General features: G+C 61.0%; 14 protein-coding genes. 7 read left to right on the forward strand and 7 right to left on the reverse strand.

Annotated features, from left to right (window positions below):
• The first annotated feature begins 87 nt into the window (after nt 1-87).
• Nucleotides 88-1,008 carry a helix-turn-helix domain-containing protein gene (locus NJC40_RS01170; protein WP_045483008.1) on the forward strand — a complete coding sequence of 307 codons (921 nt, stop codon included), beginning with the start codon at nt 88-90 and terminating at the stop codon, nt 1,006-1,008.
• Between the two features lie 113 nt (nt 1,009-1,121).
• Here NJC40_RS01170 and NJC40_RS01175 read toward each other — a convergent pair whose 3' ends face one another.
• The 3 genes from NJC40_RS01175 to NJC40_RS01185 are packed head-to-tail and all read right to left on the reverse strand — an operon-like array spanning nt 1,122 to nt 3,411.
• Nucleotides 1,122-1,451, reverse strand: coding sequence for a DUF3325 domain-containing protein (locus tag NJC40_RS01175; RefSeq protein WP_045483011.1), 330 nt, complete (start codon nt 1,449-1,451; stop codon nt 1,122-1,124).
• Complete coding sequence (locus NJC40_RS01180; RefSeq protein WP_253140543.1) at nt 1,451-3,067, reverse strand: PepSY-associated TM helix domain-containing protein; 1,617 nt, start codon at nt 3,065-3,067, stop codon at nt 1,451-1,453. Before NJC40_RS01180 ends, NJC40_RS01175 begins: the two co-directional genes overlap by 1 nt.
• Complete coding sequence (locus NJC40_RS01185; protein WP_045483014.1) at nt 3,064-3,411, reverse strand: DUF3649 domain-containing protein; 348 nt, start codon at nt 3,409-3,411, stop codon at nt 3,064-3,066. Before NJC40_RS01185 ends, NJC40_RS01180 begins: the two co-directional genes overlap by 4 nt.
• 193 nt (nt 3,412-3,604) lie before the next feature.
• Here NJC40_RS01185 and NJC40_RS01190 point away from each other — a divergent pair, with 193 nt between their 5' ends.
• From NJC40_RS01190 to NJC40_RS01210, 5 genes are all read left to right on the forward strand, one after another.
• A complete protein-coding gene (locus NJC40_RS01190; RefSeq protein ID WP_253140544.1) occupies nt 3,605-4,108 on the forward strand; it encodes a sigma-70 family RNA polymerase sigma factor in 504 nt (167 codons plus the stop codon).
• A gap of 2 nt (nt 4,109-4,110) precedes the next feature.
• Nucleotides 4,111-5,082 (forward strand): FecR domain-containing protein, encoded by a 972-nt coding sequence (locus NJC40_RS01195; RefSeq protein WP_492180455.1) that lies wholly within the window; start codon nt 4,111-4,113, stop codon nt 5,080-5,082.
• A gap of 96 nt (nt 5,083-5,178) precedes the next feature.
• Nucleotides 5,179-7,527, forward strand: a complete 2,349-nt coding sequence (gene fecA, locus NJC40_RS01200) for a TonB-dependent Fe(3+) dicitrate receptor FecA (RefSeq protein WP_253140545.1) — start codon at nt 5,179-5,181, stop codon at nt 7,525-7,527.
• A 264-nt stretch (nt 7,528-7,791) separates the two neighbouring features.
• Complete coding sequence (locus tag NJC40_RS01205; protein ID WP_253140546.1) at nt 7,792-8,217, forward strand: HPF/RaiA family ribosome-associated protein; 426 nt, start codon at nt 7,792-7,794, stop codon at nt 8,215-8,217.
• Nucleotides 8,218-8,480: 263 nt separating this feature from the next.
• Entirely contained in the window at nt 8,481-8,828 is a 348-nt protein-coding gene (locus tag NJC40_RS01210; protein WP_253140547.1) for a DUF3509 domain-containing protein, read from the forward strand.
• A 63-nt stretch (nt 8,829-8,891) separates the two neighbouring features.
• Here the strand turns inward: NJC40_RS01210 and NJC40_RS01215 are convergent, their stop codons facing one another.
• Nucleotides 8,892-9,365: a phosphate-starvation-inducible protein PsiE gene (locus tag NJC40_RS01215; RefSeq protein WP_045483028.1), complete on the reverse strand. Its 474-nt coding sequence runs from the start codon at nt 9,363-9,365 to the stop codon at nt 8,892-8,894.
• Nucleotides 9,366-9,603: 238 nt separating this feature from the next.
• Here NJC40_RS01215 and NJC40_RS01220 point away from each other — a divergent pair, with 238 nt between their 5' ends.
• On the forward strand, nt 9,604-9,867 hold the full coding sequence (locus NJC40_RS01220; RefSeq protein ID WP_253111768.1) for a YebG family protein: 264 nt from the start codon (nt 9,604-9,606) through the stop codon (nt 9,865-9,867).
• Between the two features lie 64 nt (nt 9,868-9,931).
• On the opposite strand, the gene NJC40_RS01225 is transcribed toward NJC40_RS01220, so the two are convergent.
• Genes NJC40_RS01225 through pdhA form a run of 3 tightly spaced genes read right to left on the reverse strand, consistent with a single transcriptional unit; the run spans nt 9,932 to nt 13,130 of the window.
• Nucleotides 9,932-11,035, reverse strand: coding sequence for a dihydrolipoamide acetyltransferase family protein (locus NJC40_RS01225; RefSeq protein WP_253140548.1), 1,104 nt, complete (start codon nt 11,033-11,035; stop codon nt 9,932-9,934).
• Between the two features lie 18 nt (nt 11,036-11,053).
• Entirely contained in the window at nt 11,054-12,040 is a 987-nt protein-coding gene (locus tag NJC40_RS01230; protein WP_253140549.1) for an alpha-ketoacid dehydrogenase subunit beta, read from the reverse strand.
• Nucleotides 12,033-13,130 carry a pyruvate dehydrogenase (acetyl-transferring) E1 component subunit alpha gene (gene pdhA / locus NJC40_RS01235; protein ID WP_253140550.1) on the reverse strand — a complete coding sequence of 366 codons (1,098 nt, stop codon included), beginning with the start codon at nt 13,128-13,130 and terminating at the stop codon, nt 12,033-12,035. Before pdhA ends, NJC40_RS01230 begins: the two co-directional genes overlap by 8 nt.
• Nucleotides 13,131-13,361 lie beyond the last annotated feature (231 nt).

The following is a 13,361-nucleotide window of genomic DNA, read 5'->3' on the forward strand; positions in this document are numbered from 1 at the left end:
CCCGCTTGCACAATCTTGCGCATTTGTACGAAGGCCCGATGGCAAGCACCCACGTGCGGCGTAGGATAGCGTCATAGAGGAGTCATCATGTCCGCGCTCGACACCATTCAGGTCTTCCAGTCATTGAACAGTTCACCCCACGCCCGCCTGGAGCGCAGTGCGTGGCTGGGCGACGGTTTGATTGCGGCGCAATGGAACAACCACCATGACCTGCGCGAATACCACTCGCCAAGCCACCACACCCTGTCGTGCTATATCGCCGATGGGACTGGCACCTTTCGCCGGGATCAGCCCGACCAGAAGGGTGCACCGGGCAAATTATGTGTGCTGCCGGCTGGCCACGAATCAGCGTGGGTCATCAACGGCCAGATCCGCCTGGCGCATCTGTATGTCAGCCCTGAGCAATTGGCGCTGGGCTGCGTCACCCTGCTGGACCGCGAACCTCGGGAGCTGCAACTGCAGGAAAACACCTTTCTCGATGACGCCCGGCAGACCGCGCACTTTCAACAGTTGATCAGCCTCAACTGGCAAGAACCGGGCGAACGCCTGCTGACCAGCAGCCTGGCTCATGAAATGCTCAGCCATGCGGTACTGACCCAGGTCGGCCTGCGTGCAGGGCTGCAACTCAAAGGCGGTCTGGCTCCGCACCTGCGCCGACGTGTACGCGAGTTCATTGAAACGCAACTGGACCAGCCCCTGAGCCTGGGGCAACTGGCCGGGCTGTGCGCCCTGTCGGAGTATCACTTTGCGCGAATGTTTCGCGAGAGCTTCGGCACGCCACCACATCGCTATGTATTGCAGCGTCGTTTGCAGCGGGCTTGCCGGTTATTGCGCGAGACCACCCAGCCGCTGGGTGAGGTGGCGCTGGCCTGCGGATTTGCCAGTGCCAGCCACTTCACCAACCGGTTTCGTCAAACGCTGGAGGCAACACCGGGTGAGTATCGCCAGGTCTTTCGCACGTCCTGCGAAAGGACCTTGCAGACGCACACAGACGGCGCTCCGCTCTAGCCGCGAAGAGGCCAGTAAAGTCACAACATCTGCTACCAATGCAGTGTTCTTACTGGCCTCTTCGTCGGAAAGCCGCCCAGACCAAGGTCGCTCCCACCGACGACATGAAGCACTTAAGTGACCAGTATTGCGGCTAAAGCCGCTGCTACCAGCAATCCGGCGCTCGCCAGCGGCAGGATCCAGCGCGGTTTGTAGGGCATCAGAAACACCAACAGCACTGCGCTGCCCATCAACGCTGCCGTCCATTCGACCAGCCCCATCGCCCAGCCACGGGTAGCGACTGCCAGCCAGCCGGCCACGACCAGCAACAGCCAGCCGGTAATTTTCAGGCCACGGCGTCGCTGCATTGAAGGTTTGCCAGCCAGCAGGTCGCTGTAATGGCGCTCCATGGACAGGCACAGCGCCGTAAAGCCCGAGTAACACAGCAAGGCAGGCAGCAGCATCAGTTGGCCTCCTTGATCACGGCACCGGTCATGTCCGTCGGCTCCGGTAACGCAGCCGCCGGGCGTGGGGCCTTGCGCACCTTGGCCGCAGCTTCAGGGCGGTTCCTGAATTTCAGCGCCGCCCAGCCGAGCAGCAGGCCGGTGGCCAAGGCCGTCAGGTCGAAGCCGATCAGCACCCAGCTGCCGCCCTTGAGCGAGGTCAGCAGATACTGGCTGCTGGTCACAATATCCAATAGCGGCAACGCGCCAAACAGCAACGCGCCCAGCCCCAACTGCTCACGCCAGGCAGTTTGCCCATTGCGTAATGCGGCGTGCAGCACTGACAGCGCCCAGATGATGAAAAATGCATTGACCTCCCAGTCTTCGCGCCCTGGCATGCCCACCGGCAATAGCCGGTTGGCCCAGAACACCGCGACCACGGCAAGCATCAGCCCGGCCATGCTGGAGATATTGAGGATCTGCACCAGCCGCAACTCGAACGGCAGCACACCGGTCTTGGCATGTTTAAGCACCCGCTTGCCGAGCCACATCACCAGCCCCGTGCCGATCATCGCGGTGCCGGCGATGCCGAATACGAAGTACAGCCAGCGCACCACGATATTGGCGAATTGCCCCATGTGCAGATCCCAGAAGCCTTCGGTAATCAGCGATGGTGCGGCTTTGGCAGGGAGGCTGTCAGACAACAGCGCACCGCTGGTGGCATCGAAGACCAGGGTATCGCCTTGCTGGCGGGTCACTCGGTCATGGCCGTTACGGTAGAGAGTCGCTCTGGCATTGGCATCACCCGGATTGTCGATGGTCACCCGGGAAATCATGTTCTCGCCCCAGCGCTCGTCGGCCATGCTCAGCAACGAATCCAGGCGAATCAGCGGTGCCGGCACACCTTGCGCCTTGGGGGCCGCCGAGGCCGGGTACAACTCGTCATAGAAGGCTCTGGTGTTGTCACCGTAGGTGGTGATGATGCTCGCCGGCATCACCAGCGAGGCGAAGAACAACAGGCTGCTGTAGGTGATCATCAGGTGGAACGGCAGCACCAGAACGCCTAACGCATTATGGCCGTCCAGCCAGGAGCGCTGGCCCTTGCCGGGCCTGAAGGTGAAGAACTCCTTGAAGACTTTCTTGTGCACGATGATGCCGGTGATCAAGGCGATGAACATCACCATGGCCGCGATCGTGGTCAGCCAGCGGCCCCATGGGTAAGGCATTTCCAGTTGGTAATGGAAACGGTAGAAGAAATCACCGCCACGGGTTTCGCGTGCCTGTATTTCAGTGCCGGTCAGCGGGTCGAGGGTCACCCGCTCGAACTTGCCACGCTCACCCGGCTTGGCGGGCTTGCCGACCGCGACCACATTCATCGTCGGATCGCGTTGTTCGGGCAGGTTGATGAACCAGCGCACGGCGCCCGGCGATTTCTCCTGCAGATAATCCTGGGCCACGCGGACACTTTGCGTGGAGTCCAGCGCCCGCACCTCAAGCTCCGGGGTCATCCAGTGAGTGATCTCGGCACGAAAGTACGACAGCGTTCCGGTCAGGAAAATCGCAAACAGCAGCCAGCCAAAGATCAGCCCGAGCCAGGTGTGCAACCAGGCCATGGCCTGACGCAAGCCCTCTTTCATGACAACCACCGCGTCGCAGCCCAGGCCGCCCCCAGCAATGCGCAAGGCAGCAGCGTGCCGACCCAAGCATGCCAGGCGCTGCGGCACGAGAAGCACCAGATGAACGCGCCCAGATACGCGAGAAACGACAACATCATCCCTGCCAGTACCGCCTCGGCACGGGGCAACGGCAGCCAGAGGGCCAGGCAGATGCTCGACAGCGAGGCCAGCAGGTAGCCACCGAATGTTGCGACAATAAAGCGTGAAGCCACGGCCAGCCGGTAAGCAACCGGGACGCCGGTCTGTTTCGGCCGGGGCGCGCGGGCTGCGGCCTTGGGCGCAGGGTTGGTAACGGTGCCGTCCATCTAAGGGGCTCGCGACAGAGATGAATAAGGATCCAGAACAGCATTCACAAGTGCCTGTTACTGGCCGGTCAAACACACCACACCCATAAAGAATGCGGAAAAAACCCGGCAATAGTAATGATAAATATTCTCACAAGCAAAAGAGTCTGACAGAATCGCCACCCTTTCTCGCTCGTCGTGGATTGTCTACGCCATGCCCATCGTCCAGCCCAGCGTAAACCAGACTGTCGCAGGCCTGTATCAGGAGCATCACGGCTGGCTGACCGGCTGGCTGCGGCGCCGCCTGGGGTGCCCGGACAATGCCGCCGACCTGGCCCAGGACACCTTCGTCAAGGTGCTGCTGGCCCGTGACACAGCGCAGTTGGTAGAGCCCCGGGCGTTCCTGACCACCATTGCCAAACGGGTGTTGAGCAATCACTACCGCCGTCAGGATCTGGAACAGGCCTGGTATCAGGCGCTGGCCGACTTACCCGAGTGCTACGCGCCGTCAGAAGAAGAGCGGGCAGTCATCTTCGAGACCCTGGTTGAGCTTGATCGTCTGCTCGACGGTCTGGCCATGCCGGTCAGGCGCGCGTTCCTGCTGTCGCAGGTCGACGGCCTGAGCCATGGTGAAATTGCTGCCCAGCTGGGCATCTCTATTGCCACGGTCAAACGCCACCTGAACAAAGCGGCGCTACGCTGCTATTTCGCGCTCTGAACATGAACGGCGAATCGCTCAATCGCTCGGACATCTCCCCCGCCGTGGCGCAGCAAGCGGTCGGCTGGCTGATTGAAATGCAGGACGGCGCGCTCAGCCCGGCGCGTCAGCTAGCCTGGCAACAATGGCTCAACGGCCATCCCGAGCATCAGCGTGCCTGGGCGCATATTCAGCGCGTCAATCAGCGCCTGGGCGGGCTGTCGTCGCCACTGGCCCATGCCACCCTCGGGGCGCCGAAGTCCGCCGGGCGGCGCCAGGCGCTGAAACTATTGATACTGCTGGGCGGCGGCAGTGCGCTGGGCTGGAGCCTGCGTGATGAGTTGCCGGTGCAGGCGTTGCTGGCTGACTATTCCAGCCGCGTGGGTGAGCAACGCAAAATCGCCCTGGACGACGGCAGCCAGTTGCAGTTGAACACCGCCAGTGCCGTGGATGTGCACTTTGATACGCAAGCGCGGCTGATTCGCCTGCGCCAGGGCGAACTGCTGATCAGCACCGCCGCCGATCATCGCCCGCTGAATCTATTGACTGCCGAAGGCCGCATCGAGGCTGGCAACAGCGCCAACCGCTTCAACCTGCGCCAGCTCAATGGCCGTACGCACCTGGCGTTGCTGGCCGGCAGCGTGCAGATCATCCCGCATGAGCATCCGGGGGCGCCGCTGCTGCTCAAGGCCCGTCAGCAAGTAAGCTTCGAAGCGAACGGCTGGGGCAAGGTGCAGCCGGTGGATGCTGGCAACGGCGCCTGGGCCGACGGCATGCTGGTCGCTTCGCGCATGCGGCTGGCCGACTTTCTGCTGGAGCTGGGGCGTTACCGCCATGGCCGCCTCAAGTGCGACGAGCGTATCGCCGACCTGCTGATTTCCGGCAGTTACCCGCTGGCCGACAGTGAACGCATTCTCGACATGCTCGAAGTAGCACTACCGGTGAAGGTGCGGCGTTACACCCGTTATTGGGTGAGTGTGCAGGCCAACGTTTGAAGGCCGAAAATAAATGAAAAAACCTGAGCCGTTTTGCCCGGCTCGCGTGACAGACAGGGAAAGCACCACTCAATCCTCATCAAAAGGACACCCCGAATGTCTGCCCGCCCTGCCCCTTTGCACCCATTGGTACGCACCCTGCGCCACGTCATCTTTGGTGCCAGTCTGGCGCTGACCGGTGTGTTGCCGGCCTACGCCGAAGCACCCGCCAAGACTTACCACATCGCCGCCAGCGAACTGGAAAGTGCGCTGAATCAGTTTGGCCGTGAGTCCGGCGTGCTGATTTCCTATGGCTCGCAATTGACCAATGGCCTGCTCAGTCAGGGCCTGCAAGGCCAGTACACACCGCAACAGGGGCTGGCCGCGTTGCTGCAAGGCACCGGCCTGCAAGCCCAGGCCGATGGCCAGGGCGGTTTCACCCTGCAAGCGGCCAGCCCGGCAGTCAGCGGCCCGATCGAACTGGGCGCGTCGAGCATCGTCGGCGACTGGTTGGGCGAAGCCAAACAAGACAACGTTTTCGAGCATGCCGGGGCCCGTGATGTGATCCGCCGTGAGGAATTTGAGCGCAGCGGTGCCAGCAGTGCCCGCGAAGTGCTCAACCGCATTCCCGGCGTCAACGCCCCGGAGAACAATGGCACCGGCAGCCACGATATGGCGCTGAACTTCGGCATTCGTGGTCTCAACCCGCGCCTGGCGGCACGCTCCACGGTATTGATGGATGGCATCCCGGTGCCGTTCGCGCCCTATGGTCAGCCGCAGTTGTCGCTGGCACCGGTCAGCCTCGGCAACATGGACGCGGTGGACGTGGTGCGTGGCGGCGGCGCGGTGCGCTATGGCCCGCAGAACGTCGGCGGGATCGTCAACTTCGTGACCCGTGCGATCCCCGATGCGCCGACCGTCAAAGCCAGCGTGCAGACCCAGGTCAGCCCCTCGTCCAGCCAGGATGGCTTGAAAACCACCGGCAACCTGCTGGCCGGTGGCACCGCTGAAAACGGCCTGGGGGGCGCGATTCTGTACTCCGGCGTGCGCGGCAGCGACTGGCGTGAGCACAGCGATACGCAGATCGACGACCTGATCCTCAAGGGCAAGTACCAGATCGATGAGGCCAACAGCCTCAACGCCATGGCCCAGTATTACGAAGGTGAAGCCGACATGCCCGGCGGCCTGAGCACGGCGGCCTACAAGGAAGACCCATACCAGTCGACACGCCTGAAAGACAAGTTCTGGGGCCGCCGCACGCTGGTGAACTTCGGTTACCGCTATGAGCAGGACGCCCGGGTATTCACTGCCAATACGTTCTTCACCAAGACCCTGCGCAGTGGCTATCTCGACCAGGCTTCGTTCGTCTCGCTGTCACCGCGCGAGTATTGGGTGCGCGGCCTGGAAACCCGCTTCTCACAAGGTTTCGCACTGGGCGAAAGCTGGCATGAAGTCGGTGTGGGCTATCGCTATGTCAACGAAGCCGGCCATGAGTTGCGCTTTCGCGAACCGGTGACCGGCGCCCTGCCGACCACCGCCAGCCGCAACGACCGTGATACCCGCGGCGCCACCGAAGCCAATGCGTTCTACATCGACGACCGTATCGACATCGGCAAATGGACCATCACGCCGGGCATCCGCTACGAGATGATCGACACCGCGCAGAGTAACAAGCTGACCAGCGTTAAATACCAGGGCGATTACAATACCGCGCTGCCGGCCCTGAACGTGGTGTATCACGTCACTGACGAGTGGAACCTGTATGCCAACACCGAAGGCTCGTTCGGCAGCGTGCAGTACAGCCAGATGCCCAACCGGGTCGCCGGTGGCGAAGTCAAACCCGAGAAAGCCCGCACCTGGGAGCTGGGCACGCGTTACGACAATGGCCCGCTGCGTGCCGAGATCGGCGTGTTCCTGATCAACTTCGACAACCAGTACGAGAGCAACCAGACCAACGACAGCGTGATAGCCCGCGGCGAAACCCGTCATCAGGGTATCGAGACCAGCGTCAACTACGCGCTCGACGCGCTCGACCCGGCGCTGGCCGGCTTCGATGTCTACGCCAGCTACGCCTATGTTGACGCGACTATCCGCGAAGACGGGCCGAACAAGGGCAATCGTGTGCCGTTCTCGTCGAAGCACAAAGGTACGCTGGGTCTGAGCTACACCGAAGGTCCATGGAAGCTCAATCTCGACAGCGCGTTCCAGAGCGACCAATTCGCTGACAACGCCAATACCTCAGCCGAAAGCGCCGACGGCAGCACCGGACGGATTCCGGGTTACATGCTGTTCAGCACCCGCGCCGCCTATGATTTCGGTCCGCAATTGTCTGACCTGAACGTGGCAGTGGGAGTGAAGAATATCTTCAACCGCGAGTACTACACCCGCTCGTTCGACGACAACAACAAGGGCAAATACGTGGGTGAGCCACGCACCATTTACGTGCAGACTTCAGTGGCATTCTGACGCAGCTCGCCTCTAGGCGTAGGAGCGGCTTTAGCCGCGAATTTATGGTTTTTTGCCGATTTTCGCGGTTGAATCCGCCCTTGCGGGGACATACCTGAAGCCATATGAATTTTTTGCGGCGAAATATTTCTTCCACACAGGGGCTTGAAATATGAATCGATTAGCGCCAACACTGTGATTGAGCGCGGCCGAAATGTGACTGGTTGCTCAGGAGCAAACGTGCCGCCTCGCTCAAGCACGAGTTAGCCCTAGTAAGGATCGACTATGCAAATCCAGGTCAATAGCGACAACCACATCGAAAGCAGTGTCCGACTGGAGAGTTGGGTTCGTTCTACCCTTGAAAGCACACTCGAACGCTACGACGATTACCTCACCCGCGTTGAAGTCCATCTGCGCGATGAAAACGGCGACAAATCCGGCCCTGATGACATTCGCTGCCAGATCGAAGCTCGCCCCAAAGGCCATCAGCCTATTTCCGTGACCAGCAAAGCCGGCTCTGTCGATCAGGCCGTTGAAAGTGCTGCGACCAAACTCGACAGTGCCCTGGAGCATCTGATCGGCAAATTGCGTGACAAACACCGCAGCGCTGCGCAAACCGGATTCCCGCTGGCATCTGAAAACACCGATGCCCTGTTGCAGGAAGAATTCCTCGAAAAAGAACAGGAAAAAGAAGCCGAAAAACTGGTCTGATCAATTCACCGAGCAGCCAGAGGCGGGCCCGCAAGGCCCGCTTTTTTTGTGCCTGCGATTAACCGGCACCGTTGGTCGCCGCTGGCTTGATGCATGCATGCTGTTACGTCGTCTGCGGCATCAAACCGGTCGCTCATGTGCCACTGCATCATGAACATTACCGCTACCTTGCCATGACAGCCGATTGCTGACCGCTTATCCGTCGCTGAGAACCAAAGGATATGAGCCCGGTCAACTTATGCAGAATCCATGAGCAGGTACCAATGATGGACACCCCCGACAATCCCTTTCAGTTGATCACTGACACGTTTGCCCCCGAGTACCGGGTGAACCTCAGCATTCAGGGGCTGGATGGCAGCATCATGCTGACCCTGTCGAACGAATCTGGTGTGGTCGCCAAGCGGCTGATCAGTCCGCAGCAGCGCAATGAACCCAAGCGCCTGCAGCGGCTGATTGAAAGCGTGCAATTCGGCATTGCTATCGAACAGGGCCACAGCGCCGTGACCCTCCTTGAAGCCATGACCGACCAGGACCGCCTCAAGCAACTTGCAGCGCCAGCCCCACAGCGCAACTGGCTGAGCAACCGCCCAAGCCTGGCGGTCGGCATCTGAAACCATGCTCCATAACAAAGCCCGCTGCTCCAACAGCGGGCTTTTTCTAACGGCGATCGTGCCTCACTTCTCCGTCACGTTATCGCCCACCTCTTCACCCGAGGCATCGATAGCCTTGCTCGACGGGAATTGATAGGACGCATAACGCACCGCCAGCACCGACAGCGCAAGGAAAAAAATCCCGCCACACAGGTACAACAGACCGATGTCCGGCGCCTTGTGGTGGGACACGTCGCCAATCAGGTAGCGGGTCAGCGCGGTGATGGCGATGTACAGCAGAAAGCGGATTGGCAGGTGGTTGGTCTTGAAGTAAATCCCGACCATCGCCCCCAGCTCCAGGTAGATGAACAGCAGCAGGATGTCATCGACACTGGCGTGGCGTTTGTCGACCATGTCCATGAACGCCATGATCGAAGCCCATGCCGTCACGGCGCCAATGGCAAACAGACCGAGATAGTGAAACCCCTCCACCAGCAGGTTGCCGATGGAGTTGGCGCCATCGTGCATACGTTTACGGCTGTTGTTCGCCCATTTCATGCTCTGTTTCCTTAAAAACCAATCACAGTGTTGGCGCGGGCTTTGTAAAGCAGGAACAAGGCCATATCCAGTCCTTTGGGCGCGGTCAGTTGTCGCAAGGCAAAGCTTTGCCTATAAAAAGCGGTGTCTGGAAAAGAATGCACGGGCCACTTTCCACAAACGCAAAGATGGCTTATTCTTACTACTGTATAAAAATACAGTTAACCCATATCTGTCTGGAAGGCTTGTGAGGTGGTGAATGGCCGTCGAAGTGGTATACCGCAGCAGCCGAGATCTGGAGCGCCTGTTCATGGATAAAGCCGAAGCTGATCGTCATGACAAGATGCTCGAACTCGCCGAGTTGCTGGCAACAGTGTTGAGCAAAGCCGTACCTTCGCTGAGCGAAGATCAGGTAGAAGAGGCCGGTATCTACATGGCCAAAAACCGTGATGTATTCGCCCGCGCCTTCAAGAGCCAGCCGGACGCCTTGAACGAGCTGTTCAATGATGCCGAAGCCGAGTGACGGTTTGGCGACAGGGTTGATCCGTCAGCGTCACACTGGCTGACGGACCAACTTGCCGTGGCCGTTACTCAGGCTGCTCCAAAGCCTGCACCAGCGCCTTGAAGAACCTCGCGGCCTCGCCGCCAGTCACTGCCCGGTGATCGAAAGACAGCGATAACGGCAGGATTGGATGAATCACCACAGCCCCGTCAACCGCCACCGGTTCATCGCGAATGCCACCGGCGCCGAGTATCGCCACCTGTGGCGGCACCACGACCGGGTTGGCGTAGCGGCCGAACAAGGTGCCGAAGTTCGACAGGGTGATGGTCGCGCCCATCATTTCCTGAGGCGGAATAGAGCGCGCCTTGACGTCTGCACGCAACCGGTTCAGCCCCTCCTTAAGGTCATCTGCCTGGCGATTGCCCACATCACGCAGCACCGGCACGAACAAACCATCCGGGGTGTCCACGGCAATACCCAGGTCGAGATGCTCGTGCTGGCGAATCGACAATGACTTGCCATCGAACCAACTGTTGAGCACCGGCTCGACCTTGCACGCCTCGGCCATGGCCTTGCCCAGCCGTATCAACGGATCGCGGGCCTTGCCCCAGCGATGCAGGTCAGCATCGGCATACAAGGTCACTGGCACCACTTCAGCATGCGAGCGAGCCATATTGATCGCCATGCTGCGCCGCACGCCGCGCAGCTTCTGGCCACCAAAGCGGTCACGCTCGGCCTGGGCGGCGCGCTCGACATCGGCGCGGCTGATCAGCCCGTCACCGCCAGTACCTGTCAGGCTGGCCAGCTCTACCCCCAATTGCCGGGCCAGTTGGCGGACTGCCGGTGTGGCACGGGTGGCCAGGTGCTCACGGGTAGAGGGCGCAGCGCCGACAAAGAATTGATCCTCAAGGCTGCCACCGGCTTCAAGCTTGCCCACCACCGTGCCGTTATCGCCCTCGCCTTCAAAGCCGATCAATGGCTCGCCCACATGCAGAATGTCGCCATCGCCACCAAACAGTTTGCCTACCACGCCGTCATAGGGCGCCGGAATGTCCACCAGCGCCTTGGCAGTTTCCACCGATACCAGCAACTGGTCAGCCTTGACGCTATCGCCCACCTTGACGTGCCACTGCACCACTTCGGCTTCTTGCAAGCCTTCGCCCAGATCGGGCAGTTTGAAAAATTTCATCGCAAACCTCCTCGGGTCTCAGGCGTATTCCAGAGCGGTGTCACAGGCGTGAAGAATGTCCTCGACACCAGGCATGTACAGCTGCTCCAGCCGGTACAGCGGCGGCGGGATGTCCGGGGCAGTGACGCGCTGGATCGGCGCCTGCAGGTCGAGCAAGGCCCGTTCGTAAAGGCTGGCGGCAATCTCGGCGCCGACCCCGCAGGAACGCGGCGCCTCGTGAACAATCACACAGCGGCCAGTCTTGCGCACCGACGCTTCCAGGGTGTCGAGGTCCAGTGGCTTGATGCACGCCACATCAATGACCTCCGCCGACACCCCGCGCTCGGCCAGCGCCTGGGCGGCCTGCAGAGTCTCATGCACACTGGCGCCCCAACTCACCAGGGTGATATCGCTGCCCTCACGCAGGGTGAAGCAGCTGTCCAGAGGCAGGCGTTTGCCGTCATCGACCAGTGCTTGCGGGTTCATGCGATAGAGCCGGGTCGGCTCCAGAAAAATTACCGGGTCCGGGTCGTCGATAGCGGCCAGCAGCAGCCCGTAAGCGCGAGCCGGCGAAGAAGGAATCACCACGCGTAGACCGGGAATGTGCGCAAACAGCGCCTCGGTGCTTTCACTATGGTGTTCCGGGGCACGAATACCCGCGCCCATTGGCGCACGCAGCACCATCGGGCAGGTCAGCCGGCCACGGGTGCGGTTGCGCAGCCGGCTGGCATGGGACACCAGATGTTCCATGGCCGCATAGATAAAGCCCAGAAACTGGATTTCCAGCACCGGCTTGAGGCCCTGCGCCGCCATGCCCACGGCCAGACCGCCAAGCATGGTTTCGGCCAGCGGCGAGTCGATCACGCGCTTGAAGCCAAAGCTCTCGCGCAGCCCTTGTGTGGCACGGAACACCCCGCCATTGACCCCGACGTCTTCGCCCAGCACCACAATGTTTTCGTCTTCTGACATGGCCCGGTGCAAGGCCAGGTTGACGGCTTCGAGCAAGGTGACTTTTTCATTATTCATGGTGTTCGCCTCCGCCACGCCGTGCGACCCGCTCCAGGAACCACTCACGCTGCTCGGCCAAGGCTGCCGGCCAGCGGGCGTAGACGTGGTCCATCGCCGAAATGGCAGGTTGCAGCTCATGCGCCTCATAAGCATTGACCGCCTCCTGGATCAGCGCCTGGCACTCGCTGACCAGCGCCTGCTCACGGCCTTCGTCCCAGATGCCCTGGACGGCCATGAAACTCTGCAGACGCTTGATCGGCTCTTCGTTCCAGGCATGGCGCACTTCATCAGCCGAACGGTAACGGGTGGCATCGTCGGCCGTGGTGTGGTCACCCAACCGATAACTCAGGCATTCCAGCACCACCGGGCCCTTGCCCTTGCGCGCCCGGTCGAGCGCCACCTGCATACGGTCGTAGACCGCGAGGATGTCGTTGCCATCGACCTGTTCACCCTGAAAGCCGGCGCCTATGGCCTTTTGCGCCAGGGTCGGTGCGCCGCACTGAATGCGCCGCGGCACAGAGATCGCCCACTGGTTGTTATTGATCACGAACACCACCGGCAACTGCCAGGCGCCAGCCACATTAAGCGCTTCTAGAAAGTCGCCCTTGCTGGTCGCACCGTCACCACAGGTGGTGACCGCCACTCGATGCTCGCCACGCACCTTGAAGGCGCTGGCCACGCCACAGGCATGCAGCGCCTGGGTCGCAATCGGCACGCACAGCGGAAAGTCCTGGGCGACGCTGGGCTCGGCGTAGGCGCTACCGCGCTCGTCACCGCCCCAATACAGCAAAATCTCATCCATGCGCACCCCGCGCATCAGTTGCACGGCGGTGTCGCGGTAGTAAGGCACCAGCACGTCTTCGCCGCGCATCAGGCTGCCAATGGCCACGCCGATGGCTTCCTGACCAAGACACGGGGCAAAGGTGCCGATCCGGCCAGTGCGTTGCAAAGCGATGGTTTTCTGATCGAACAGCCGGGTCAGGACCATCTGCCGATAGAGGCGGGTCAGCAGATTGAAGTCGTCAGCCCAGGCGGGCAGAGGGGCAGTCAGTTGGCCGTCAGGGGCCAGGTAGCGGGTGTACGCCAGCTCACTCTTGTTATTGGACATTGCCTACTCCAGACACGCAGGTCATGCGTGATAGTCGTGGTTCGCGGCTTGTGGCTGCATGGAACCGTCGACAGCACCGGGTAATGGCGCCAGCCGACACTCATAAGGTGTTATGCCAAGGCCTGAGTGCTGCGCGCTTGGGAATCGGCATAGACCTATGTCAATCGTAGTCCGGTTCGGAAAATATGCGCGCTGGTGCTTGCGTCGAGATCCGCAGGAGGCCTGATTCAG

The sequence above is a fragment of the Pseudomonas sp. 21LCFQ02 genome, assembly GCF_024129895.2.
In the GTDB taxonomy this organism is placed as follows: domain Bacteria; phylum Pseudomonadota; class Gammaproteobacteria; order Pseudomonadales; family Pseudomonadaceae; genus Aquipseudomonas.